Source organism: Bacillus sp. FSL M8-0063 (assembly GCF_038005545.1).
Taxonomy (GTDB): Bacteria; Bacillota; Bacilli; order Bacillales; family Bacillaceae_G; genus Bacillus_A; species Bacillus_A wiedmannii.
On record NZ_JBBOTJ010000001.1, the window covers coordinates 1,918,186 to 1,943,730 of the forward strand.

General features: G+C 34.8%; 19 protein-coding genes, 1 riboswitch and 2 other annotated features. Of the genes, 14 read left to right on the forward strand and 5 right to left on the reverse strand.

Going from position 1 to position 25,545, the window contains the following annotated elements:
- The first annotated feature begins 5 nt into the window (after nucleotides 1-5).
- From MKX31_RS09705 to MKX31_RS09730, 6 genes are all read left to right on the forward strand, one after another.
- On the forward strand, nucleotides 6-899 hold the full coding sequence (locus tag MKX31_RS09705; RefSeq protein WP_064477284.1) for an isochorismatase family protein: 894 nt from the start codon (nucleotides 6-8) through the stop codon (nucleotides 897-899).
- Nucleotides 900-932: 33 nt separating this feature from the next.
- The gene (locus MKX31_RS09710) at nucleotides 933-8,093 is read left to right on the forward strand and encodes an amino acid adenylation domain-containing protein (RefSeq protein WP_340980699.1); all 7,161 of its coding nucleotides are present in this window, start codon (nucleotides 933-935) and stop codon (nucleotides 8,091-8,093) included.
- Nucleotides 8,090-8,314, forward strand: coding sequence for an MbtH family protein (locus tag MKX31_RS09715; protein WP_000184070.1), 225 nt, complete (start codon nucleotides 8,090-8,092; stop codon nucleotides 8,312-8,314). The genes MKX31_RS09710 and MKX31_RS09715 overlap by 4 nt, the downstream gene beginning before the upstream one ends.
- Complete coding sequence (locus tag MKX31_RS09720) at nucleotides 8,314-9,756, forward strand: MDR family MFS transporter (protein ID WP_340980700.1); 1,443 nt, start codon at nucleotides 8,314-8,316, stop codon at nucleotides 9,754-9,756. Before MKX31_RS09715 ends, MKX31_RS09720 begins: the two co-directional genes overlap by 1 nt.
- 63 nt (nucleotides 9,757-9,819) lie before the next feature.
- Nucleotides 9,820-10,569, forward strand: a complete 750-nt coding sequence (gene sfp / locus MKX31_RS09725; RefSeq protein WP_000573029.1) for a 4'-phosphopantetheinyl transferase Sfp — start codon at nucleotides 9,820-9,822, stop codon at nucleotides 10,567-10,569.
- 35 nt (nucleotides 10,570-10,604) lie between these two features.
- On the forward strand, nucleotides 10,605-11,147 hold the full coding sequence (locus tag MKX31_RS09730) for a cold-shock protein (protein WP_340980703.1): 543 nt from the start codon (nucleotides 10,605-10,607) through the stop codon (nucleotides 11,145-11,147).
- Nucleotides 11,148-11,184: 37 nt separating this feature from the next.
- Here the strand turns inward: MKX31_RS09730 and MKX31_RS09735 are convergent, their stop codons facing one another.
- A complete protein-coding gene (locus MKX31_RS09735; RefSeq protein ID WP_001043960.1) occupies nucleotides 11,185-11,457 on the reverse strand; it encodes an HU family DNA-binding protein in 273 nt (90 codons plus the stop codon).
- Between the two features lie 204 nt (nucleotides 11,458-11,661).
- Between MKX31_RS09735 and MKX31_RS09740 the strand changes: the two genes are divergently transcribed.
- Both MKX31_RS09740 and MKX31_RS09745 read left to right on the forward strand, forming a co-directional pair.
- A complete protein-coding gene (locus tag MKX31_RS09740) occupies nucleotides 11,662-12,429 on the forward strand; it encodes a DUF3891 family protein (RefSeq protein ID WP_000577278.1) in 768 nt (255 codons plus the stop codon).
- 14 nt (nucleotides 12,430-12,443) lie between these two features.
- Nucleotides 12,444-12,968, forward strand: a complete 525-nt coding sequence (locus MKX31_RS09745; protein ID WP_088046887.1) for a DinB family protein — start codon at nucleotides 12,444-12,446, stop codon at nucleotides 12,966-12,968.
- 100 nt (nucleotides 12,969-13,068) lie between these two features.
- Here the strand turns inward: MKX31_RS09745 and MKX31_RS09750 are convergent, their stop codons facing one another.
- The 3 genes from MKX31_RS09750 to MKX31_RS09760 all read right to left on the reverse strand — a co-directional run bounded on the left by MKX31_RS09750 (nucleotide 13,069) and on the right by MKX31_RS09760 (nucleotide 16,873).
- Nucleotides 13,069-14,262 carry a S8 family peptidase gene (locus MKX31_RS09750; RefSeq protein WP_000790928.1) on the reverse strand — a complete coding sequence of 398 codons (1,194 nt, stop codon included), beginning with the start codon at nucleotides 14,260-14,262 and terminating at the stop codon, nucleotides 13,069-13,071.
- 232 nt (nucleotides 14,263-14,494) lie between these two features.
- Nucleotides 14,495-15,862 carry an alanine/glycine:cation symporter family protein gene (locus tag MKX31_RS09755; protein ID WP_000451054.1) on the reverse strand — a complete coding sequence of 456 codons (1,368 nt, stop codon included), beginning with the start codon at nucleotides 15,860-15,862 and terminating at the stop codon, nucleotides 14,495-14,497.
- A 107-nt stretch (nucleotides 15,863-15,969) separates the two neighbouring features.
- A riboswitch (glycine riboswitch) is annotated at nucleotides 15,970-16,089 on the reverse strand.
- Between the two features lie 208 nt (nucleotides 16,090-16,297).
- On the reverse strand, nucleotides 16,298-16,873 hold the full coding sequence (locus MKX31_RS09760; protein ID WP_064477280.1) for a hypothetical protein: 576 nt from the start codon (nucleotides 16,871-16,873) through the stop codon (nucleotides 16,298-16,300).
- Between the two features lie 132 nt (nucleotides 16,874-17,005).
- On the opposite strand from MKX31_RS09760, the gene MKX31_RS09765 reads away from it, so the two are divergent.
- From MKX31_RS09765 to thrS, 4 genes are all read left to right on the forward strand, one after another.
- Nucleotides 17,006-17,371, forward strand: coding sequence for a hypothetical protein (locus MKX31_RS09765; protein ID WP_098102826.1), 366 nt, complete (start codon nucleotides 17,006-17,008; stop codon nucleotides 17,369-17,371).
- A 206-nt stretch (nucleotides 17,372-17,577) separates the two neighbouring features.
- The gene (locus MKX31_RS09770) at nucleotides 17,578-18,198 is read left to right on the forward strand and encodes a YdbC family protein (RefSeq protein ID WP_064477278.1); all 621 of its coding nucleotides are present in this window, start codon (nucleotides 17,578-17,580) and stop codon (nucleotides 18,196-18,198) included.
- A gap of 183 nt (nucleotides 18,199-18,381) precedes the next feature.
- Nucleotides 18,382-19,089 (forward strand): 23S rRNA pseudouridine(2604) synthase RluF, encoded by a 708-nt coding sequence (rluF, locus tag MKX31_RS09775; protein WP_001222161.1) that lies wholly within the window; start codon nucleotides 18,382-18,384, stop codon nucleotides 19,087-19,089.
- A 125-nt stretch (nucleotides 19,090-19,214) separates the two neighbouring features.
- Nucleotides 19,215-19,439: a binding site (T-box leader), on the forward strand.
- A gap of 35 nt (nucleotides 19,440-19,474) precedes the next feature.
- Nucleotides 19,475-19,697 (forward strand) — a binding site (T-box leader).
- 44 nt (nucleotides 19,698-19,741) lie between these two features.
- Nucleotides 19,742-21,661 (forward strand): threonine--tRNA ligase, encoded by a 1,920-nt coding sequence (thrS, locus tag MKX31_RS09780; RefSeq protein WP_088046886.1) that lies wholly within the window; start codon nucleotides 19,742-19,744, stop codon nucleotides 21,659-21,661.
- A gap of 125 nt (nucleotides 21,662-21,786) precedes the next feature.
- Here thrS and MKX31_RS09785 read toward each other — a convergent pair whose 3' ends face one another.
- Nucleotides 21,787-22,269 carry a DUF2975 domain-containing protein gene (locus MKX31_RS09785; RefSeq protein ID WP_088046885.1) on the reverse strand — a complete coding sequence of 161 codons (483 nt, stop codon included), beginning with the start codon at nucleotides 22,267-22,269 and terminating at the stop codon, nucleotides 21,787-21,789.
- A gap of 388 nt (nucleotides 22,270-22,657) precedes the next feature.
- On the opposite strand from MKX31_RS09785, the gene MKX31_RS09790 reads away from it, so the two are divergent.
- Nucleotides 22,658-23,425, forward strand: a complete 768-nt coding sequence (locus tag MKX31_RS09790; RefSeq protein WP_064474093.1) for an ABC transporter ATP-binding protein — start codon at nucleotides 22,658-22,660, stop codon at nucleotides 23,423-23,425.
- Between the two features lie 12 nt (nucleotides 23,426-23,437).
- Nucleotides 23,438-25,321 (forward strand): FtsX-like permease family protein, encoded by a 1,884-nt coding sequence (locus MKX31_RS09795; protein WP_064474094.1) that lies wholly within the window; start codon nucleotides 23,438-23,440, stop codon nucleotides 25,319-25,321.
- The last annotated feature ends 224 nt before the right edge of the window (nucleotides 25,322-25,545 follow it).

The following is a 25,545-nucleotide window of genomic DNA, read 5'->3' on the forward strand; positions in this document are numbered from 1 at the left end:
ATTAGATGGCTATCCCATCTATTTCAGTATACAAAATGCCAGTTGAATCAGAACTACCAAAAAATAAAGTGAACTGGAAACCAGATCCGAAACGTGCGGTTCTTCTAATCCATGACATGCAAGAATATTTTCTTGATGCATATAGCGATAAAGAATCACCAAAAGTAGAACTTATTTCAAATATTAAGGTGATTAGAGAAAAATGTAAGGAACTTGGTATACCAGTTGTTTATACAGCACAACCAGGTGGACAAACGTTAGAACAACGAGGGTTATTACAAGATTTCTGGGGGGACGGTATTCCTGCTGGACCAGATAAAAAGAAAATTGTCGATGAACTTACTCCTGATGAGGATGATATATTCTTAACAAAATGGAGATATAGTGCATTTAAAAAGACAAATCTATTAGAAATCTTAAATAAACAGGGAAGAGATCAACTTATTATTTGCGGTATTTATGCGCATATCGGCTGCCTTTTAACAGCTTGCGAAGCATTTATGGATGGTATAGAGCCGTTCTTTGTAGCAGATGCAGTTGCTGATTTTTCATTAGAGCATCATAAACAAGCATTGGAGTATGCATCTAATAGATGTGCAGTAACGACATCAACAAACATACTGTTAAAAGATTTACAAAGTGTAAAAAGTGATGAGAGTGAAGGAATCACTATACAGGAAGTGCATGAACTAGTTGCACAACTACTTCGTGAGCCAGTAGTGAGTATTGATATTGATGAGGACTTACTAAATAGAGGACTTGATTCGGTCAGAATTATGAGTTTAGTAGAGAAGTGGCGTCGCGAAGGGAAAGAAATAACTTTTGCAGATTTAGCAGAACGTCCAACTGTTTCCGATTGGTACAGTTTACTATCTTCACAGACAGCACAGGTACTGTAACAAATAGACTACATAATAAAGGGGTAGTAAAGAATGCCTAATAGTCAAAAGCTTCGCCATTCGTTATCATCTGCGCAGACTGGTATGTGGTTTGCACAACAATTAGATCCGCTGAATCCGATTTATAATACTGGGGAATATGTTGAAATAAATGGAAATATTAATCAAGGAATTTTCGAATTAGCAGTACGTAAAGTTGTAATGGAAGTAGAAGCACTACATGTTCGTTTCGAAGAGGATGAAATTGGTCCGTGGCAAGTTATTGAGAAATCGTCAAATTTTCATATGCATTTTATTGACGTTCGTAAAGAAGAAGATCCTGAAGAGGCTGCTAAAGTATGGATGAAAAATGATTTATCTATGCCCGTGGATTTAAAAGAGGATAAATTATTTACTGAAGCACTTATTCAAGTGGAAAAAAATCGGTTCTTTTGGTATCAGCGCATCCATCACATTGTGATGGATGGCTATGGATTTTCACTTCTTAGCCAAAAGGTAGCGAGAGAGTATACAAAACTTATAGAAGAAACAAATAAGAAAGAGAAACCATTTGGTACTCTTTCAAAGATTGTACAAGAAGATATTGTATATCGTGAGTCGAAACAATTTCAGGAAGATCGTACTTTTTGGTTAGAGAAGTTTGCTGATGAACCAGAAGTTGTAAGTTTAGCAGAAAGAGCACCGAGAACATCAAATGGATTTTTACGGGAAACAGCTTATTTATCTAGTTCTAGTACGAAAACTTTACTAGAAGATATTAATGTTTCGTTAACAAGTTGGCCAGAATTCATTGTGGCTGTAACAAGTATTTATATACATAAGTTAACAGGTGCAAATGATATTGTTTTAGGTTTACCGATGATGGGGCGTCTAGGTAGTGCATCAATTCATACACCGAGTATGGTAATGAATTTAGTACCACTTCGTCTCACTGTAACTCCAAATATAACTATTACGGAATTATTACAGCAAGTTTCTAAAGAAATCCGAGACGTACGTCGTCATCATAAATATCGTCATGAGGAATTAAGAAGAGACTTAAAGTTACTAGGTGAAAATCAAAGGTTATTTGGGCCGTTAGTGAATGTTATGCCTTTTGATTACGGTCTTAACTTTGCTGGGAATCGTGGTATTACACATAATTTATCAGCAGGACCTGTCGATGATTTATCGATAAATGTTTATAAACGTTTCGATGAAAATGAGCTAATGATTCATTTTGATGCGAACCCGGAAGTATATAATGGCTCGGAACTAGCATTGCATAAAGAAAGATTTATGAATGTATTAGAATTAGTGATAAATGATTATGAAAAAGACGCGTCGATTGGAAGTATAAACATTACTCTTCCTGAAGAAAATCAAAAAGTTTTATTCGAATGGAATGAAACTAAAGAAGCGGAAGAGTTAATTTCTCTACCTATATTATTTGAAAAACAAGTACAAAAAAATCCAAATAAAATAGCAGTTACTTGTAATGGAATAAATCTTACGTATAAAGAGCTAAATGAACGAGCGAATGAACTAGCACACTATTTAGTAGAAGAAGGAATAGGGTCAAATCAGTTTGTAGCTTTAGTATTTCCAAGATCAACGGAAATGGTAGTTAGTATGCTAGCAGTATTAAAGGCTGGTGCAGCGTATTTACCGATAGATCCAGAATATCCAGCCGAGCGAATAAATTATATAGTAAATGATGCAAAACCAGCTTGTATTATAACGCATTTATCGGTTGCATCAACTTTAGTTATAGAAAATGATATAAAAAAGATCGAATTAAATAGTGAAAAAATGCAACTAGCGTTAAACACATATTCTCATATGAATCTACCATTTAGAAATGAAGAATCACTTTTAAAGCCTGCGTATACAATTTACACTTCAGGCTCCACTGGCAATCCAAAAGGTGTAATTGTTCCTATGAAAGCTTTAAGTAACTTTTTATTGTCCATGGATGATATGTTTTCATTACATGAAAATGATCATTTATTAGCAGTTACAACATTTGCGTTTGATATTTCTGCTCTAGAGATTTATTTACCTCTTGTTAGTGGTGCAAGTATAACAATCGCTCCAAAAGAGGTGATTCAAGAGCCTTCGGCGTTAACGGCATTGTTACAAGAAGAAAGAGTGACAATTATGCAAGCTACACCGACACTATGGCAGGCGTTAGTAACTGAATATCCAGAGAGGCTACAAGGACTAAATGTGCTCGTTGGTGGTGAAGCGCTTCCGGCCCATTTAGCAAATACATTAAAAGAATTAGGTTGCTCTATTACAAATTTATATGGACCAACTGAAACGACTATTTGGTCTACTTTCATGAACATCGATGAAAGGGAAAGTGGTATACCTCCTATTGGAAAGCCAATTTGGAGTACAGATGTGTATGTATTAGATGCAGGTTTACAACCAGTACCACCTGGAGTAATTGGTGAATTATATATTGCAGGGGAAGGGCTTGCGAACGGATATTTAGGAAAACCAGAGTTAACGGCTGAACGGTTTGTTGCAGATCCTTATGGAAAACCAGGGAAGCGCATGTACCGCACAGGTGATCTGGTAAAATGGCGTAACGATGGAGTGTTAGAGTACATGAGCCGCGCAGATCATCAAATTAAAATTCGTGGTTTCCGAATTGAATTAGCTGAAATTGAAATGGTATTACAACGACATGAATATATTCAACAAGCGGTAGTAATGGTACGAGAAGATCGCCCAAATGATAAACGAATCATTGCGTATATCGTTGCCGAAGGGAGTGAAGGGATTAACCTTTCAGAAATTCGTTCTTATGTTTCAGAAAGTTTAGCGAATTATATGGTGCCATCGGCATTTGTTGTGCTAGAAGAATTACCATTAACGCCAAATGGTAAGGTTGATAGAAAGAAATTACCTGCTCCTGATTTTAATGAAATGAATAAGGAGAGAGTTGCTAGAAATCCGAAAGAAGAAATATTATGTGATTTATTTGCAGAAGTACTTGGTGTTTCTCGCATTAGTATTGATGATAATTTTTTTGAAATGGGTGGCCATTCGCTTCTTGCATCTCGTCTAATGGCAAGAATCCGTGAAACGTTAAGTGTTGAATTAGGAATTGGAAAACTATTTGAATCGCCAACTGTTGCTGAACTTGCGAAACAATTGGATCAAGCAAAAACTGCAAGACCAGCTATTAAGAAAGTAAGTAGACCAAATGAAGTTCCACTTTCATTTGCGCAGCGCAGGTTATGGTTCTTAAATTGTTTAGAAGGTCCAAGTCCTACTTATAATATTCCATTAGTCATTCGTATTTCTGGAAAGTTGAACGAGGAATCATTGCAAGGTGCTTTTTATGATGTAGTTGAGAAACATGAAACGCTTAGAACGATTTTCCCTAACGTATTAGGTAGTTCCTATCAGAAAATTTTAGATATGGAAAATTTAAATCTAGAGATGATAATAACAAAAACATGTAAAGATGAATTAGAAAGTGTGCTTGTAGAGGCGGTAAGATATAGTTTTAACCTTGATGTTGAACCAGCAGTTCGTCTGCAACTATTTACAGTGAATGAAAACGAACATGTATTACTAATTCTATTGCACCATATTGTAGGGGATGGCTGGTCATTACAACCGTTAACGAGAGATTTTACAGCGGCATATAAAGCACGATGTCAAGGTAACAGATTTCAGTTAGAGACACTTCCAGTTCAATACGCAGATTATGCACTTTGGCAACAACAGTTGCTTGGTGATGAAACTACACAAGAGAGTCTTATTTCAACACAATTAGAGTTTTGGAAGAAAGAGCTAGAAGGTTTACCAGATCAGCTGGAGTTACCTACAGATTACCAGCGTCCAATTGAAACGAGTTATCGCGGAGAAACAATTCATTTTCAAATAGATGCGGGTATGCATAGTAGGTTAGTAGAGCTTGCACGGAAAAACGGAGTTAGTTTGTTTATGGTGTTGCAAGCAGGACTTAGTGCGCTATTTACAAGATTAGGTGCAGGTACTGATATACCAATCGGTAGTCCGATTGCTGGAAGAAACGATGATGCACTCACTGACATAGTTGGTTTATTTGTAAATACATTAGTGTTACGTACAAATACATCAGGAGATCCAAGTTTTAAAGAATTATTAAATAGAGTGAAGCAGTCAAATCTTGCAGCTTATGAAAATCAAGATGTTCCATTTGAACGACTCGTTGAAGTGTTAAACCCAGTACGTACTCGAAATAGTCATCCGCTGTTTCAAGTTATGTTAGCTTTCCAAAATACGCCAGAAGCAACGTTTGATGCTCCGGATATAGAAGCGAACCTTGAAATTCAAAGCGTTGGTTCTGCGAAATTTGATCTAACATTTGAAATTAGCGAGAGTAACGGAGTTGATGGTACGCCAGACGGCTTAAACGGGTTACTAGAATTTAGTACGGATTTATATAAACGTGAAACGATTCAAAAATTGATTGAACGATTCATTTTGTTATTGGCTGATGCAGCGAAACATCCGGATCAATCAATTGGCACATTAGAAATATTAACTTTAGCAGAGAAAAATACAGTGTTAGAAAAGTGGAATGGTGGTTTTCAAATTGTACCAGAAATGACATTGCCACAATTATTTGAAAAGCAGGCTCATATAAATCCAAATTCTATTGCTGTCGTCTTTGAAGATGAAAAGTTAACTTATGAAGAGTTGAATAAAAAAGCGAATAAAATAGCTCGATTGCTAATTGCAAAAGGAGTTGGCCCTGATCAACTCGTTGCTTTAGCGATGCCGAGATCTTTAAATATGGTTGTAAGCTTACTAGCTGTTCTGAAAGCTGGTGCGGGATACCTTCCGTTAGATCCGGATTATCCGTCAGATCGTATTTCATTTATGCTCCACGATGCGAAACCATCATGTGTTTTAACAAATTCAGATGTGGAAATTGAATGTGATGAGGAACTGAAAATTTTAGTTGATGATGTGAAAGTAATAGGGGAAATTGAGAAATATAGTGAAGACAATATTGATGAAATGGAGCTCATGAAGCAGTTATCTCCTTCCCACATTGCGTATGTTATTTATACATCAGGCTCAACTGGTAGACCGAAAGGCGTTATGATACCTCATCAAAATGTAGTAAGACTTTTAGGCGCAACTGATCATTGGTTCCAATTTGACGAGAACGATGTATGGACAATGTTTCATTCATATGCTTTTGATTTCTCGGTTTGGGAAATTTGGGGACCTTTATTATATGGTGGGCGTTTAGTCGTAGTACCACATACTGTAAGTCGCTCACCGAAAGAATTTTTACAACTTCTTGTTAAAGAAAAGGTAACTGTTTTAAACCAAACTCCATCAGCGTTCTATCAATTGATGCAAGCAGATCGTGAAAATGAAGAAATTGGCCAAAAATTATCTTTACGATATGTTGTTTTTGGAGGAGAAGCACTTGAGCTAAGTCGATTAGAAGATTGGTATAGTCGACATTCTCATAACGCACCAAAACTTATTAATATGTACGGTATTACGGAGACGACAGTACATGTTAGTTATATTGAATTAGATGAAACAATCGTCTCTTTACGAGCAAATAGTTTAATTGGGTGTAGTATACCTGATCTTAAAGTGTATGTGTTAGACAACTATTTACAACCGGTGCCACCTGGAGTAGTTGGAGAAATGTATGTTGCAGGTGCAGGGCTTGCTCGTGGATATTTAGGAAGAGCAGGTTTAACTGCAGAACGTTTTATTGCAGATCCATTTGGTAAGCCAGGTACAAGAATGTATCGTACTGGAGACTTAGCACGTTGGCGTCAAGATGGGACGCTAGATTATATAGGACGTGCAGATCATCAAATAAAAATTCGTGGATTCCGAATTGAATTAGGGGAAATAGAAGCGGTAATAATGAAACATCCTAAAGTTGAGCAAGTAGCTGTTATTGTACGGGAAGATCAACCAGGGGATAAACGGTTAGTTTCTTATATCGTTGCATTAAATAATGAAATGATTGATACGAATGAAATGCGTAAGTATGCTGGAGGTAGTTTACCAGATTACATGGTTCCATACGCTTTTGTAGTAGTAAATGAGTTGCCTTTAACTCCAAACGGTAAATTAGATAGAAAGGCATTGCCGGCTCCAGAATTTATCGCATCATCTTCTAGTCGTGGACCAAGAACACCGCAAGAAGAAATGTTATGTGACTTGTTTACAGAAGTTTTAAGTGTGCCGCAAATTGGAATTGATGACGGATTCTTTGATCTAGGTGGCCATTCACTTCTTGCAGTGCAGCTTATGAGTCGTATTAAAGAAGCACTTGGGGTTGAACTAAATATCGGAACTTTATTTGCCGCACCTACTGTTGCGGGTCTTGCTGAAAGACTTGAGGTCGGAAATGGACAAAGTGCACTTGATGTGTTGCTTCCATTACGAGCAAGCGGAGAACAACTACCACTATTTTGTGTACACCCAGCAGGTGGATTAAGTTGGTGCTATGCAGGACTTATGAAATCTTTAGGGACAGATTATCCAATCTACGGTGTCCAAGCACGTGGTATCGCTAAAAATGAAGAACTTCCAAGAAGTTTAGAGGAGATGGCGGCGGATTATTTAAAACACGTTCGTGAAGTACAGCCTCACGGACCATATCGGTTACTCGGTTGGTCGCTCGGAGGAAATGTTGTTCATGCAATGGCGGCGCAACTGCAAAATGAAGGAGAAGAAGTAGAATTACTCGTTATGTTAGATTCTTATCCAGGTCACTTCTTACCGAATACGGAAGCACCTACTGAAGAAGAAGCGTTAATCGCATTACTTGCTTTAGGCGGATACGATCCAGATAATATGGATGGTAAACCACTTACGATGGAAAGTGCAGTAGAAATACTTCGTAAAGATGGTAGTGCATTAGCAAGTCTTGAAGAAGAGACTATTTTGAACTTGAAAGAAACATATGTAAATTCGGTAGGATTGTTAGGGAAATATGTACCGAAAGTTTATAACGGAGATATTTTATTCTTTAGATCTACTGTTATACCAGACTGGTTTGATCCTATCTCTCCAAATACGTGGCTAAATTATTTAGATGGGCAAATTGTGCAACACGATATTGATTGTAGACATAAAGATTTATGTCAACCAGGACCACTTACAGAAATTGGACAAGTATTAGCGAAATATTTGCAGAATAAGAAAGGGGTAAGTACAGTATGACGAATCCGTTTGAAAATGATAATTACACATACAAAGTATTAAAAAATGAGGAGGGCCAGTATTCTCTCTGGCCTGTCTTTCTTGATGTACCTATTGGTTGGAATGTCGTACATGAAGAGGCTAGTAGGAATGATTGTTTACAATATGTTGAAAATAACTGGAAAGATTTGAATCCAAAAAGTAATCAAGTTGGCGAAAAAATATTAGTAGGAAAACGATAATGAAGGCAAAAATAAATCCAAAAATAGTTGTAAGTATCGTATATATAACAGCGATGTTTATGGCTGCGATGGATGCAACGATTGTGAATGTAGCACTCCAAACAATAAGTAAAGAACTACAAGTGCCTCCATCTGCAATGGGGACGGTTAATGTTGGGTATTTAGTTAGCTTAGCTGTTTTCCTTCCGATTTCTGGTTGGTTAGGAGATCGCTTCGGTACGAAAAGGGTATTTCTAACTGCTCTTTTCGTATTTACAACTGCGTCTGTATTATGTGGAATAGCGAACGATATTACTTCATTGAATATTTTTCGTATCATTCAAGGTGCTGGCGGGGGGCTTTTAACGCCAGTTGGGATGGCGATGTTATTCCGAACATTCTCACCAGAGGAAAGGCCGAAAATTTCACGGTTTATTGTGTTGCCAATTGCTGTCGCACCGGCAGTAGGACCAATTATTGGCGGTTTCTTTGTAGATCAAATGTCTTGGCGCTGGGCATTTTATATTAATGTACCGTTTGGAATCTTAGCGTTACTATTCGGTCTTCTATTTTTAAAAGAGCATATTGAAAAATCAGCTGGTCGCTTTGATTCTCTCGGTTTTGTTCTTTCAGCACCAGGATTTGCGATGCTTATTTATGCACTTAGCCAAGGACCATCAAAAGGCTGGGTTTCTCCAGAAATTATGAGTACTGGGATAGCTGGGATTGTACTCATTACATTGTTCATCATTGTAGAACTTAGAGTAAAGCAACCGATGTTAGATTTACGCTTATTAAAAGAACCAGTCTTTAGAAAAATGAGTCTTATTTCATTGTTTTCATCCGCTGGTTTACTAGGAATGTTATTTGTTTTTCCACTTATGTATCAAAATGTAATAGGAGTTTCCGCATTGGAATCAGGTCTTACGACATTCCCAGAGGCGATTGGGTTAATGATATCGTCACAGATTGTCCCATGGTCATATAAGAAATTAGGAGCTCGAAAGGTAATTTCTATTGGACTAATTTGTACGGCGATTATTTTTGTTTTATTAAGTTTTGTAAATCACGATACGAACCCATGGCAAATTCGGGCATTATTGTTTGGTATCGGTATTTTCTTAGGTCAGTCTGTTGGAGCAGTTCAATTTTCGGCATTTAATACTATCACGCCACCTTCTATGGGGAGAGCTACGACTATATTTAATGTGCAAAATCGATTAGGTTCAGCGATAGGAGTTGCAGTTTTAGCTAGTATACTAGCCGGTTTTGGAAATAAAAGTGTACAAAATAATGCTCAGTCAGATTTCTTACCATATCAAGCTGCATTAATTGGATCAGCAATATTTTTACTTGTAGCATTACTATTTTCTTTACGTATTTCTGATAAAGAGGTAATGGCAAAGAAGAAGAAAAAGCCGTTACCTGTATTACAAAAAGAGAAAGAAGCTGTAAACGAATAAGTTAATAGCATGATAATATTTTTGAAATAAAGTGATATTCGTACTAAGAAGGAGAGAGTTTACATGATAGAGAGTAAAGTTGTAGATTCTGTACCAACTCTTAATGAGAATAGTTGTCAAATATGGTGGGCAAGAATTTCAGATTTACAATCAGGGCATTACAATTTACTAAACGATGTTGAACGAGAGAAAGCAAATTCATATCATCAATCGGCAGATCGTGCACGATTTATAATAGGTTGTGTAATTAGTAGATTAGTTCTTGGAAAGATCCTTTCTATGTCGCCAGTTCAAGTACCGATTGATCGAATGTGCCCTGTATGTAAGTTACAACATGGTAGACCACAATTACCAGAAGGAATGCCGCAAATATCTGTTTCACATTCGGGTGAGTGGGTTGTTGTTGCATTTACAAAGTCTGCACTTGTTGGCGTTGATGTTGAACAAATGAATCCAAATGTAGATGTTATGAAAATGGCAGAGGGCGTATTAACAGACATTGAAATAGCACAAGTTATGAAATTACCTAATGAACAGAAAATAGAAGGTTTTTTAACATATTGGACTCGAAAAGAAGCAGTACTAAAAGCGACAGGTGAAGGACTAATGATTCCGCCAGTACATATTACTGTGTCGGCTCCAAATGATCCTCCAAATTTGTTAGTTTTTAAGGATAGGCAAGAATTAGTAGAAAATACAATGATGGCAGATATAAGGCCTAGTGTAGATTATATGGCTTCAATTGCAATATTTAGTAAAGAAGTAACTGAAATCACACAGTTAGATGCAGTAGCGCTTTTAAATTATAAATAAGTTAAATAAAAAATCTTATAGAAGAGGTGTTCCTCATGTTAGTAGCGGAAAATAGAACAAATGAATTCACTTATAATGTACAAGCAATAAAAAATATTTTATTTTCTGGAGATACATCATCTATTCATGCATTAGAAAAGATTTTGAATGATACAGTTCAGTTTGATGTTCTCGAACAAGAGGTACTTGATAGACAGTACATCCCAAAAGAAGCAAAGAATTTCTTTGATAAAAACGGAACATTTCTTTACCGTGTATCCAATGTTAGTTATAAAGGAAAAGTGTTATCTGAGAATCTAATTTTTGCGGACACTTCGTTTTTACCAAATACAATTAAGAGTGAATTAGAGAGTGGAAATATTCCAGTTGAAAAACTTATAGAAAAGATGGAAGTAAGAAGAAACGTACTATACGAAGGATATCAGCCATCTGGGAATATTATTGAATTGTTTGATGGATGCTCTGTTACGGCGAATGTGTATCCAACTAGAAAATATCAAATTGTAAGTAACTGCAAATGTATATTTTATATTTGTGAAGTGTATCATGCTGAGAATATAAAGGAATTACTTAAATAAAACAAGAAACCAGCCTATAAAATGGCTGGTTTCTTGTTTATTTAACAGCTTCTTTTAACTCTTTACCTGCTTTAAATGCTGGAACTTTACCGGCAGCGATTTGAATTTCTTCGCCAGTTTGCGGGTTACGTCCTGTACGAGCAGATCTTTCGCGCACTTCAAAAGTTCCAAAGCCGATTAATTGAACTTTATCGCCTGATTGTAATGCAGTAGCAATTGTGTCAAATACGGATTGTACCGCTGCAGAAGCTTCCTTTTGAGAAATATCAGCGGATTGTGCCACGTTTTTAACTAATTCTGTTTTGTTCATGTTTTCACCTCATAAAAAGTTTTTTAGAATGAATGTTTTAGTATAATGGATAGTATAGAGAAAGCTATTTATATGGTTAGAAAGAATACTATATAGTTATGTTAATTTCGTTGTAAGAGACTGAATCCCTGCTAATAATTAGGGATTAATTAAGAATTGATGTATAGAAAACGCTGTAATATGAGGATGAGGGGGAGAATATGAATGATTTTTCGTGAAAAGAATGAGAAAGAAAGTATATTAATTCGTCAACATGATCATGGTTTTTTAGCTGGAGAGATTGCAAAGCATATAAAAGAAGATTTTTTTGAAGATGAAACATACTTAAAAGAGACAATTGATGCAATATATGAGCATGATAGAGGATGGATAGAACTTGATAAAGTACCAATTTTGAATGATGCTAAAAATATTCCATATACATTTATGGATTGTCCAAGTTCATTGCGTTTTGTTTTTTATACGATTGGTTTGAATGAAATTGAAGATTCAAATCCATACGGAGCATTACTTTGTAGTAAACATTTTTTATCATTTCCATTAAATGATGAAGATGAAGAGATGCTTTCATTTTATACAGGGGAGTTGGAACGACAAAAAAGAATATTGAAAACGTTAACAAAAGAACAATTTGCGATGTTCGATAAACATTATAGATTATTAAAGTTTTGCGATGAACTTTCTTTATATGTGTGTATGAATAAACCTGGCGTAGAAAAGACAGATGAAATTGATTTGTTTAAAGATGGTTTTGAAGGAACAGAAATGTTTAATAGTAAAGTGGAGAAACCTATTCAAGCTGAATGGGTGGACGAGGAAACAATTCGGATTACACCGTTTCCATTTCAAACGGAATTTCATACGTATGTAAATTATAAAACAATAAATAAACGTGAAATTGAAGAAAAAGGAATTGCAAAAGCTGATAGAGAATCGGAAATGGAGAAACAAAACATTCGTTTCGTACAATAAGGAGGCGATTTAGATTGAAAGAGTACATGTTAAAACAGGTGGATTACCATGTTTGGGCTAATATACGGTTATTCAATCGACTAAAAGAATTACCAAGCTATGAGACTATTTTTAATGAACAGATACAGAGTGTATTTCCATCAATTAAGGATACTTTTACGCATATTTATATTACAGATCAAGTGTGGTTACACGTATTGCATGGTAAAAGTATGAATGAAGCAATACAAGACCGAGAAAATTTACGCAAACAAATCGAAACTAAATCGTTACATGAATTAGAAAAAATGTTTGAAAACATGGCAAATCAATATAAAGACTTCTTAATTACAATACAAGACGTGAATGCTGTATTTGTTATTGAGAATCCATATGCAGGGAAATTAGAAACTTCAATTTTAGAGTTAGTACAACATGTTGTAAATCATGGGACATATCATAGAGGAAATATAACAGCGATGATCCGTCAACTTGGTCATTCATCGACAATGACGGATTTTGTGCTATATTTACATATGGTTAAAAAGCAGGGGGAGTAATATAGTTTGTAAGAAGGAGAGGCTTTAATTGTAGAAGTCTCTCCTTCTATTTTATTTCGTATTAATGATAGATCGACTGATTAAAGTTTTGCATTATTTCTTAAGAAGCTTTATTTTCTTGTAATTGCTTAGCGTATTGTACAGCCTTATATGCATTGACTCTACCGTTTTTCCAGTACGTACCTGTACCACTAATTTTATCAGTAGTAGACTCAATAATTTGGCGGATTTGTGTATTGCTATATCCTTGATTTGCTAAAAGAGCAGCGACTCCTGCAACATGAGGTGTTGCCATAGATGTACCACTTAATGATTGATACGTGCTTCCTTTATATGTGGAATATATATTTGAACCTGGTGCTGCAACATCTACCCAGCTACCATAAGTAGAAAATGAAGATTTCTTATCTGATTGATCTGTAGAAGCAACTGCAATCACTTCGCTGTAATAAGCAGGGTAATTAGCTTTTGTATTTCCAGCATTTCCAGCAGCTGCAACTATAACAGAACCTTTATTCCATGCATATTGAACGGCTTGTTGTAATGCAGTACCACCATTTGGAGCTCCTAAACTTAAACTAATTACTTTTGCACCCGAATCAGCAGCTTCTCGAATACCTTGCGCTACAGCATCAAGAGTCCCACTTCCTTGATTATCTAATACGCGGACAGCATAAATTGAAGTTTGTGGGGCAACACCAGCAATTCCGACACTGTTATTCGTAAGTGCTCCAGTAATTCCAGCGCAATGTGTACCATGACCATTACCATCATCAGATGTATTGTCGTTATCAACATAATCATGGCCGTAAATTACTTTCAAAGCCAAATCAGGGTGTGAGCCTTGAACTCCTGTATCAATAATAGCTACTTTTACACCAGGATCACTTCGTTGGCTATCCCAAGCTTGTGGAGCTTGAATCTTTTGCAATCCATATTGATTTTTAAAATATGGGTCGTTTGGAGTCCAAAAGGCGTGAACGTAATAATTCGGTTCTGCATATTCTACATCTGGATTATTTTTATAACTCTTTATTTTTTCTTTTACAGTACCTTTCGAAAATTGAACGACTTCAAAACCTAACTTATCATCTTTAGATAAGACATTGGCTCCGACAGATTTATGAAAAGATTGCACATTACTTAAAGATGCATTTTGCTTGAACTTAACGATTAATTGGTTAGGAACGTAATCAGTAGATGATGTTTCAGCGCTTGAAGTATTCGTGTTAAAGAAGAAACCACCAATAATAAAAGATAAAACAGATAGGAAAACAATGATTTTGTTTTTCAAAAGATTTTTCCTCCCTTTTCTTGTATGAGTTTTTCAGCGACACTTTAATGTCGCATTCTTTTTCAACTATATAGTTAGACCATACGATTTATGACATTTATGTGAAAAACTTTTGGAGGAATAAAAAGGAGTAAACATTGATATAAATATATTTTTAATGAAAGTAATTAAGTAAAAGAGGGGATAAAAAAAGGAATGCTCATCATGTATGAGTCATTCCTTTTTTCATAGATTAACTTGCCTGTTTTTTATGACTTTCTTTCAATTTTTCTGCTTGTAAAAAGCGATTTGTTTCAGCAACAACAATACCACTTAACCCAATAAGGCCAATTAAGTTTGGAATCGCCATAAGTCCATTTGCAATATCAGCAAACGTCCATACGATGCCTAATTTTAAATTCGCACCAATTGCAATCATGACGATAAAGATTGCTTTATAATATTTAACAGCACCTTCTCCAAACAAATAAGCCACGCACTTCTCGCCGTAATACGACCATCCTAAAATAGTAGAGTAGGCAAATAATATAATTGCGATACCAAGAATCATACTACCAGCAGTGCCAAATACAGATTGGAACGCAAGTGTCGTCGCTTCAACGCCAGTTTTACCTGATTTCCATGCACCTGTAGTAATTAATACTAGCCCTGTAATTGTACATACGATAAACGTATCTAGAAAAGTACCAGTCATAGAAACTAAAGCTTGCTTTGCAGGCGAATCTGTTTTTGCAGCCGCTGCTGCAATAGGGGCGCTCCCTAAACCAGCTTCGTTCGCAAATACACCGCGCGCCATTCCAATTTGAATTGCAGATGCAATTGTTGCGCCAATAAAACCACCAGCAGCTGCAGTACCATTGAATGCGCCGGAAAAAATAAGTGAAAATGCTTCTGGAATTTGATCGTAGTGATAGAAAATAATAATAAGTCCAGCAATGATATAAAAGAAAGCTTTAATAGGAACGATGTATCCTGTCACTTTCCCGATTTTTTTCACACCGCCTAAAATAACAATGGCGATTAAAAACGACATGAATATACCAGTTAAAGCAGGGGGGAAAGAGAAATTAATTCGCATTGCCTCTGCAACTGAGTTAGATTGCACCATATTACCGATACCGAAAGAAGCAGTTGTACCGAATATAGCGAATAAAACAGCAAGCCATTTCTTACCTAAACCACGTTCTAAATAGTACATTGGACCACCTGAATATTCACCATTTTCATTACTAACACGGTATTTCACCGCAAGAATGGCTTCGGCATACTTTGTTGCCATACCGAACAAAGCAGTAATCCACATCCAAAAGATTGCACCGGGTCCACCAATTGTCACAGCAGTTGCAACACCGGCTATATTCCCCATACCAATCGTTGCCGCCATAGCTGTCATAAGTGCTTGGAAGTGGCTAATATCTCCAGAGGAGGATGTATCTTCTGATTTTTTAAAAGCTAGTTTGTGAGCGTATAATAGTTTACTAAACTGTAAACCTTTTAAACGCACTGTGAGAATGATACCAGTACCAACGAGTAACAACAACGTTGGTAATCCCCACACATAGTGATTGATTTGTTCTAATACTGTACTTACTGTCTCCATCTGTATTCTCCTTTTTATGAAAAAATAAAAACCACTTCAAGAAAATGAAATGGTCTCTGGAGAAACAAGGGATAGAAAAATAAACCGATACAAATCGGCATTTTCTTTCGCTTGTCTCTGTCCTTTTACCTGAGAGATTATCCGCTATAGTAGCGGATTTGCTCCTTCGGTGCTCGTTTTCCTCCGCGCTATATAAAGCGAGAGGGAGTCTCTCCAGAGATTCGTCCCCATGCAGTTCTACTTGTAACCAAGACCTGAGAGTTTCAAAGTTGATTCAGCAACTTTTTGCCCCGTCGGTAGATCAATAGACCTTCTCCTGAATGGTTCATCCGAATTATAAAATTTATAAAAACATTGATTGTAAATCAATAAAAACATTATAGACAGACAAAATGTGAATTGCAATCTTTTTTTATTTTAAAATAGTAACCAGTTTTATTTTTTTGCGAGTCCTAATTTAACTTCAACTTCATTTAACGTAGATAAAGCGAGGACAATATGTTGGTCCGCAAGTCCTAAAGCATGTTTAGTATTTTCAATTGTTTCATTGGATGGAGTAGAGTTATTTGCTCCGTCTATAATTAAATCTGCTGCGTTTTTCATAAATTTAGAAGCAGTCTTAAATTCAGTTTTGAAATAAATTAGTTGTTCTTGTATTTGTACTTCCGATATATTTTCTTTAATTTTCACAGTGTCTATTTCGTTTATAATTTTTTCATATTGCTTGGAAATAGCAGTCATTGTGACTAATAGTTTATTTCTGTCTACTGAATCTCCGTTCGTGTTAATCTCTTCCCAGGCAGGCAACCAATCTTTTTCGATGATGTCATTATAATTTGTAGTTAATTCATCAATTTTTGGTTGTAATTTAGTTTTAAAAGTTTTTGTATCAATTGTTTCTACGGTGGTTTTTTCGTTATTATTTTTATCTTTAGTTGTGTAGAAAATCGTACAGGTAATAATAAAAATAGAAATAACTATTGTCCATTTATTAAAAAATAATTTCTTCAATGGGTAATCCCTCCAAAAATAAACATCTTATAATTGTAATATATAACAATAATATTATTAATGGTAGAGAATATAGTATGTAATTGATTTTAATTATATTTTTTATATACATAAATAACTAAGATTAGTAAAATGATGAAAGTAATATGTGAGAAAAGAGGGTTTTTAGTGAAAACGAATAGAAAAAAGCTAGTTTCAAATATTTCAATGGCTATGATATTAGTTGGCTTATTTGCACTCATATATCTGGACAAAGAATCTAAAATGGAAGATTTTCCAGTACCAATGTCAGCAATCCATATTAACGATGATAATGAAGCGGATTATAAATATATAAGTGTAATACCTATTACAAAGGCAAGTGGATGGGAGCACTTAGGGGAAAATGGGCATACTAATAGTTTTAAAAAAGGGGAGCGGAAGGTAACTGTATTACATTATCCAGGAGAAATTACATATTATTTATTTGAACAAAAGGTGAATAAGAAAGGGAGATAAGATAAAGTTGTAATTCGTTAAGGGTTACAGCTTTTCTTTTAATTCTGAATTATTTGAAATGAAATCAGATAAATGGTTTGATAGATGTAGTGATAAATATGATTAGTTCTATATGTCTATAAAGAGTATTAGAGGATTATAAAATTATTATGTGAACTAAATGTTGTGAGAAGAAAATAAATTATATTCTAAAGGGGGAATTAAAAATGTTACTAAAAACAATCTATTGTAAAGTGGAAGAAGAGAAAAAAGAGTTATTTTCAATCGCACAAGAAAAATGGCGTGATATACAGCATCTAGATGGTTTTCACGGACAATTTGGTGGATGGAATGAAGATGAGGCGTGTGTTTATACTTTATGGAATGATAGGGGTGCGTATCAATCATTTATGAATGGTGCTCACGATACCATTTATTTAAATAGTAATCAAGAGGATACGTTTCTTTCATGTGAAATTGAACTGTTTCAAACATTGTATGATATAACTGATATGCCTTTGAAAGAGGTTGTTACAGAAGGGTCATTTGTCAGAGTTGCTATATGTGATGTAAAACAACAGAGAGAAAAGCAGTTTTTACATAAGCAAGAGGAAATTTGGAATAAAGGAATGGAAAAAGCAAACGGGATGATAGGTGGAGTAGTTGGGAAGTCTTTAAAAACTGAAAATCGTTACATAGTGTTAACTTATTGGAAAGATGAAATGGCGCATCAAAATTATGTAGAAGAGATTTTCCCAGAGCTGTATAAACTAGCTAATATTCATGAGGATTTAAAAGACATAAGAGGTAAACAAGCTGTATGTAAGGAAGAGTGGCTTGTATATTAAGTGTTCAAAACGTGCATAAATGAATGTATAATAAAGATATTTTCTTATAAACGAGTAATTAATAGAAGACGTTATATACCCTTTCATGTTAATATATTTAAGTTATAATAGAAGGCTTACCCTTTTGTATTGTACGGTAGAATCAGTGTGAGCTAGAATTTTTTTGAAAAGGATGTGCCTAATTTGCGTATCAATAAATTTATTAGTGAAGCTGGAAAAGCGTCTCGACGTGGAGCAGATAAACTAATTAATGAGAGAAGAGTAATTATTAACGGTAAGGTTGCAAAAATTGGTGACCAAGTAAATCCAGGTGATGATGTACGCGTAAATGGAGAGCAACTTCGTATTGCTCGAGATCACGTATATATCGCTTTAAATAAACCAGTAGGTATTACATGTACGAGTGAAAAAGCTGTAAAAGGTAATATTATCGATTTAGTGAATCATCCATTACGAATTAGTCACATTGGACGTCTTGATAAAGATTCAGACGGTTTAATTTTATTAACGAATGATGGTGATATTGTTAATGAAATTTTACGTGCTGAAAACAAACATGAAAAAGAATATATCGTTTCAGTAGATAAGCCAATTACACCTGATTTTCTAGAGAAAATGGCAGCTGGTGTGAAAATTTTAGGAACGAAAACCCTTCCTTGTGAGGTAACACAGTTATCAAAATATGAATTCCAAATTATTTTAACTCAAGGGTTGAATCGTCAAATTCGTCGTATGTGTGAAGCTTTAGGTTATCAAGTATACACGTTAAAGCGTACAAGAATTATGAATATAGAATTAAATAATTTACCTGTTGGACAGTGGAGAGATTTATCGAAGAAAGAGAAACGACGTCTATTTTCAGACTTAAATTACGAACCACAAGATTGGTAAAATTGAGAAGAGGAAACCAAAAATCTATTTTTGGTTTCTTTTTTTATTTAATAAAAAATCATTTTTAAACACTTGCAAAAATAAAATGAATAAGATATAGTAAATAACAATTAATGGATGTACTTTTAAAAGCAAAGAAAAGGACACGAGTTATTTTATCCGGTTATACAGAGAAGGAAGGAAAGCTGAGAACTTCCTAACGCAGAAAAATAACTTACCACCTTAGAGCTGCACTAGGGAAACTAAGTATCTAGTGCCGTGTAAGCGACGTTATCGCAAAAGAAGCCATTATGTTTTTTTGTGATGGGAATCTGGGTGGAACCACGGATATAAGCATATTCGTCCCTATTTTAGGGATGAATATGCTTTTTTGTATTCAATTTCATAATAAGCGAAGAAAAGGACACGAGTTATTTTATCCGGTTATACAGAGAAGGAAGGAAAGCTGAGAACTTCCTAACGCAGAAAAATAACTTACCACCTTAGAGCTGCACTGGGGAAATTAAGTATCTAGTGCCGTGTAAACGACGTTACCGTAAAAGAAGCCATTGTATATTTACAATGGGAATCTGGGTGGAACCACGGGTAAAAGCACGCTCGTCCCTATTTTAGGGATGAGTGTGCTTTTTATTATGAAATGGAGAGATGAAAAATGAAAGAACAGATGATTGAAATGAAATTTCCGGATGGAAGCGTTAAAGAATTTGTAAAAGGAATTACTTTAGAAGAAATTGCGGGATCCATTAGCAGTAGTTTAAAAAAGAAAGCAGTTGCAGGGAAAGTAAATGATCAGTTATATGATTTACGCCGAAATATTGAAGAAAATGCGGAAGTAGAAATCGTTACTATAGATTCAAATGAAGGGGTAGAAATTGCAAGACACTCTGCGGCACATATTTTAGCGCAAGCTGTAAAGAGAATACATGGTAATGTAAACCTTGGTGTAGGACCTGTTATTGAAAATGGATTTTATTATGATATGGATCTTCCGAGTAGTGTAAACGTAGAAGATTTACCGGAAATCGAAAAAGAAATGAAAAAAATTATAAATGAAAATATAAAAATAGAGCGAGTTGAGGTTTCACGAGAAGAGGCAAAAAAACTGTTTCAAGAAATGAATGATCACCTGAAATTAGAATTGTTAGAAGCAATTCCTAGTGGGGAAAGTGTAACACTATATAAACAAGGTGAATTTGTAGACTTATGTAGAGGACCACATGTACCGTCAACAGGCTATTTGAAAGCATTCCAATTAACTCACGTTTCTGGTGCATATTGGCGAGGTGATAGTAACAATCAAGTGCTTCAGCGTATATATGGTGTTGCGTTCTCTTCTCAAAAAGAATTAGAAGATTATTTACATTTCGTTGAAGAAGCAGCAAAAAGAAATCATCGTAAATTAGGTAGTGAGCTGGAGTTATTTATGTTTTCTGAAGAGGCTCCGGGAATGCCATTTTATTTACCGAAAGGACAAATTATTCGTAATGAATTAGAAGCATTTTTAAGAAAAATTCAAAAAGAGTATAAGTATCAAGAAGTACGTACTCCGTTTATGATGAACCAAGAATTATGGGAGAAATCAGGACACTGGGGACATTACAAAGACAACATGTATTTCTCTGAAGTAGACAATAAAAGTTTCGCATTAAAACCAATGAACTGCCCAGGACATATGTTAATGTTCAAAAATAAATTACACTCTTATCGCGAATTGCCAATTCGTATGTGTGAGTTCGGTCAAGTACACCGACACGAATTTAGCGGGGCATTAAATGGATTATTAAGAGTACGTACTTTCTGCCAAGATGATGCTCATTTATTTGTAACTCCAGAACAAATTGAAGATGAAATTAAATCTGTAATGGCGCAAATTGATTATGTTTATAAAACTTTTGGATTCGAATATGAAGTAGAGCTTTCTACTCGTCCAGAAGATTCAATGGGTGATGATAAGTTGTGGGAGCAAGCAGAAGAGGCATTAGAAAATGTATTACATTCATTGAATTATAAATATAGACTAAATGAAGGTGACGGTGCATTTTATGGACCGAAAATCGACTTCCATATTAAAGACGCCTTAAATAGAAGTCATCAGTGCGGGACAATCCAACTAGATTTCCAAATGCCAGAGAAGTTTGATTTAAATTATATAGATGAGAAGAATGAAAAGAGAAGACCAGTTGTCATTCACAGAGCAGTTTTAGGATCTTTAGACCGTTTCTTAGCGATATTAATTGAGCACTTTGGAGGCGCGTTCCCGGCATGGGTGGCACCGGTTCAAGTGAAGGTAATTCCAGTTTCGAATGCAGTCCATGTACAATACGCAGATGAGATTGCGGATAAATTAGCACAAGCTGGCATTCGTGTTGAAAGAGATGTACGAGATGAAAAGTTAGGATATAAAATAAGAGAAGCACAAATGGAAAAAGTTCCTTATGTTCTTGTTATTGGGGATAAGGAAATGGAGAACGGATCTGTAAATGTACGTAAATACGGTGAAGACCAGTCAGAAGTTATTGAACTAAATGGGTTTGTGGAGAGTATAAAAGAGGAAATAAAAAATAAGAAATAGAGATTGAAAATAAAATACACCATTAACATGTATTACTGAATTTAAAGTAAGTAAAGAACCATAATAAATGATGAAGAGATAGCGATTAAGCTATCCCTTCATCATTTATTGCCATATACTTCACTTCATACTGTTAAATCATTTTCTGATTTTATATTAATGGCTTCTTGTAAGAGCTTTTGGAGAACTGCAGCAAAAATAGCAACCAAGATAGAGGTGAAAATAATGATTAGTCCAATTGGTATAAAACTTGGAGGATCAATTTTTTTTGCCATAAGATAGTAGAGCGGCATACCTAGTAAGTATATGGTACCGATCGTGAGAGCACAGTATTTTATGTTTTTTAAATACTTTACTGATAATTCCGAGAACGCTTTGTTCTTATCAATATAACTTAAAAGTTTAAAAACTTGATACAGAGCAAAGTAAAAAGGTATCGTTGCTACGTAAATATCGATTAAAACGAGAGATTTCATATAAGCGATAGCTGGATACAATTCTCCAGCAAAATTCCCGATTTTAGGCACTAAAAATATGCACAATGCAAGTACTACTATACCTATAAAAACAATAGCTAGTTTTAAAAAGAGTGTTGTAACTTGTTTCATAAAAAGCACCTCGTTTATTTAATAACAACATGATTTTATCATATAATTTATCGTTTTAAAATAAAATTATATTGTTTTTTAATTTATTATTATTGTTATTTATGTATCCTATTCGTTTTGATGAAAATAAAAAGCTTTTTCATTACAAAGAAAATGCCCTTATAAAGTGGTCTGTCATATTTTTACCTTACAAAAATGTAAGGTAAATGTAAGCGAAATCGAAGGAACGAGTTTTAGAAAAGTGAGAATATGAAATAGGAAAAAGGTTTACGTTACTCGTGTAATCCTTACTGATTGAAAAATTAAAAAATTCTTAAGGGTTTACATGAGAAAAAGATAAGAAATATGTGAGAAAGTAATTTTATACAAAAGGGATGGAGTGAAAGAGATGTCAACAAATGTAGTTACTGTAGAAAGTGTAGAAAAAACGTATGGGAAAAGAAATGAGAATCAGTCAAAAGCATTAAGGGGTGTGTCATTAAGTATAAAAGAAGGAGAATTCGTCGGGATTATGGGTCCTTCTGGATCTGGAAAAACGACTTTACTTAATGTGATTAGTACATTGGATCAAGCGACAGGTGGCAGTGTGACAATAGCCGGTACTAATATTACTTCGATGAAGGGGAATGCTTTATCAGATTTTCGATCTCAAAAATTAGGTTTCATTTTTCAAGATTTTAACTTACTTGAAAACTTATCAATTTATGAAAATATCGCTTTACCACTTTCTCTGCAAGGCGTACCTTCAAGTGAGATTACTGGAAAGGTGAATGAGGTTGCGAAGAAGTTAGGGATTACTGAAATTTTAACGAAATATCCAACTGCTGTTTCTGGTGGACAAAAGCAAAGAACAGCGGCAGCACGAGCTTTAGTACATAATCCAGCAATCATATTAGCAGATGAACCGACAGGAGCGCTTGATAGTAAAAATGCCAAAAGCTTATTAGAAGCGATGCAAGACTTACATGAAAATCACAATGTAAGTATTTTAATGGTTACACACGATGCATTTAGTGCAAGTTATTGTGAACGTATTTTATTTATTCAAGACGGACTTCTATATAAAGAGCTAAAGCGTCAAGGAACGCGAGAAAGTTTCTATCAAGACATTTTAGGTGTGCTCGCTCATATGGGCTCAGCTGCTGAGTCTAAGTAGGGGGGCGAAACTATGTTATTCAAATTATCACGTCATAGTATGAAAAAGATGTTAAAAGATTATATGGTGTTACTAATTGGTCTCGTTATTAGTATTAGTATTTTCTACATGTTCCAAACAATGGCGATGAATAGTGAATTTACGAAGGATAATAGTCTTATTAGTAGTATTAGACTCGTATTTTGGGTAGGTGCCATACTATTATCTTTCATTACTGTATTTTATATTATATATGCCAATTCGTTCTTACTCACATTAAGAAGAAAAGAACTCGGTATGTATATGATGCTCGGTGCGAAAAAGAAAAAAGTAGCACAGTTACTATTTATTGAAACATTCGGTATGGGTATTGTCAGTATTATTATTGGTATTTTAGTAGGGATGTTACTTGCAAGTGTAGCAGGAAACCTTTTAATGAATGGTATGGAAATTTCAGCAAAAGGTAGTTATTCATCTGTATATACACCAGCAATCTTAGTTACAGCTATTTTCTTCTTAATACTATTTTTTATTACTGGTTTAATGAATAGCATCCGGTTATTACGTAAAACAGAATTGGAGTTAATTCGTGAAGATGAAACACTAGATGAAGTAAAGAAAAGTAAAACTCGCATTATTATAATGACGGTACTTGGTATATTGCTAGTAAGTATAGGATACTACTTTATGATCAATGTAAAAATATATGCTGAAATCGGTTTTATAATAGCGACAATCGTTACAACACTTGGAACATATTTTATCTTTAGTTCATTGCTCCCATTTTTTGTGATGAAAATTAAAGGGAATAAAAAACGAAATGAAGTGGGCTTAAATAGTTTTACATATGCACAGCTACGCTTTCGTGTAAATAGTTTATCGAGAGTATTAGGTACTGTAGCGATGTTAATTGCATTAGGTGCAGGGGCAATGACGGCAGGTATGGCGTTTCAAAAAAATGTCGGCATTATGACAGACTTTTCTCGTGTATATGATGTTGTAATTCATGATCCAAATGATCAAGATAAAGCAGCCTTAAAAGAAATGGAAATTGTGGAAGAAAGCAAGTATAAGTATAAAGTAGATGGAGAAGCAGTTTATTATTTACGTAACGACTTAACGGCGAAACCACCACTCGTTTCCGATCACTTTGATACAAAAACTTTAAAAGAGCCAGCTCGAAAACGTGTGGCTGAACCTTTAACTGAACCTGTTTATTCTGCTTTGGAAGCTCCCGAAGCAGCCAATAAACTTCCTCGTATGCCAAGGGATTGGGAAGATGCGGTTGTAAGAGAAATACAAATTACACATAATCAATTTAACGGAAAACCGGTAAGAATTGCTGATGAAGAACACTACAAAGCAGTTCAAGGAACGGAACATAGTGTAACATTAGCAAAAGTAGATGATATGAAAAAATATAAACCGTTGTTGCTCGATATAGATAAGAGACAAAAAGAACAAATTGAAAAAACAACAGGTACAAAAGTAGACTTATTTACAAAAATGACAATTTATCAGTTTATGAACAGTTTCATGAGTGGAACAATGTTTATGGGATTTTTCCTTGGAATTGCCTTTTTAGCAATGATGGCAAGTTCGCTAATGTTCAAAATATTAACAGGTGCTTCTCGTGACGTACGCCGTTATGAAATGTTACGAAAAATCGGTGTGAGACGTAGTATGTTAACGAAAAGTATTTATAAAGAAATTTCATATTTATTTATCTTCCCAGCAATTATTGGAATTTCCCACGTGTTAGTAGGGCTTAACTTATTTAGCTTTATATTAGTTGACCCGTTTGTGAAGGTATGGGTGCCGATAGGGATTTTCTTAGTCATTTATTTCATCTATTACTGGATTACTGTCCAGCTTTATAAAGGTATGGTAATGCCGAAAGAAGAGGTTGCGAAATAGTTAAAGGAAAAAAGTCTTTGTTTTGAAAACAAGGGCTTTTTTCTTTATTTTTAATACATTGTGATCGAGTCATTCTAAGAATTTTATATTGAAAATTAAGGGAATATTAAGAGTTTATATAGCGGAAAGTTAAGAAGTGTATGGGATATTAAGAATGTGCAAAAGATCAAGGTGAAATTGTTGTATATTTATATTTTTTTGAGGTAGTTTTACTGAACTAAATT

What these genes read in the sequence shown, in the direction of transcription:
- MKX31_RS09705 (WP_064477284.1), top strand. Translation starts at nt 6, where the DNA reads ATGGCTATCCCATCTATTTCAGTATACAAAATGCCAGTTGAATCAGAA.
- MKX31_RS09710 (WP_340980699.1), top strand. Translation starts at nt 933, where the DNA reads ATGCCTAATAGTCAAAAGCTTCGCCATTCGTTATCATCTGCGCAGACT.
- MKX31_RS09715 (WP_000184070.1), top strand. Translation starts at nt 8,090, where the DNA reads ATGACGAATCCGTTTGAAAATGATAATTACACATACAAAGTATTAAAA.
- MKX31_RS09720 (WP_340980700.1), top strand. Translation starts at nt 8,314, where the DNA reads ATGAAGGCAAAAATAAATCCAAAAATAGTTGTAAGTATCGTATATATA.
- sfp (WP_000573029.1), top strand. Translation starts at nt 9,820, where the DNA reads ATGATAGAGAGTAAAGTTGTAGATTCTGTACCAACTCTTAATGAGAAT.
- MKX31_RS09730 (WP_340980703.1), top strand. Translation starts at nt 10,605, where the DNA reads ATGTTAGTAGCGGAAAATAGAACAAATGAATTCACTTATAATGTACAA.
- MKX31_RS09735 (WP_001043960.1), bottom strand. Translation starts at nt 11,457, where the DNA reads ATGAACAAAACAGAATTAGTTAAAAACGTGGCACAATCCGCTGATATT.
- MKX31_RS09740 (WP_000577278.1), top strand. Translation starts at nt 11,662, where the DNA reads ATGATTTTTCGTGAAAAGAATGAGAAAGAAAGTATATTAATTCGTCAA.
- MKX31_RS09755 (WP_000451054.1), bottom strand. Translation starts at nt 15,862, where the DNA reads ATGGAGACAGTAAGTACAGTATTAGAACAAATCAATCACTATGTGTGG.
- MKX31_RS09765 (WP_098102826.1), top strand. Translation starts at nt 17,006, where the DNA reads ATGATGAAAGTAATATGTGAGAAAAGAGGGTTTTTAGTGAAAACGAAT.
- MKX31_RS09770 (WP_064477278.1), top strand. Translation starts at nt 17,578, where the DNA reads ATGTTACTAAAAACAATCTATTGTAAAGTGGAAGAAGAGAAAAAAGAG.
- thrS (WP_088046886.1), top strand. Translation starts at nt 19,742, where the DNA reads ATGAAAGAACAGATGATTGAAATGAAATTTCCGGATGGAAGCGTTAAA.
- MKX31_RS09785 (WP_088046885.1), bottom strand. Translation starts at nt 22,269, where the DNA reads ATGAAACAAGTTACAACACTCTTTTTAAAACTAGCTATTGTTTTTATA.
- MKX31_RS09790 (WP_064474093.1), top strand. Translation starts at nt 22,658, where the DNA reads ATGTCAACAAATGTAGTTACTGTAGAAAGTGTAGAAAAAACGTATGGG.
- MKX31_RS09795 (WP_064474094.1), top strand. Translation starts at nt 23,438, where the DNA reads ATGTTATTCAAATTATCACGTCATAGTATGAAAAAGATGTTAAAAGAT.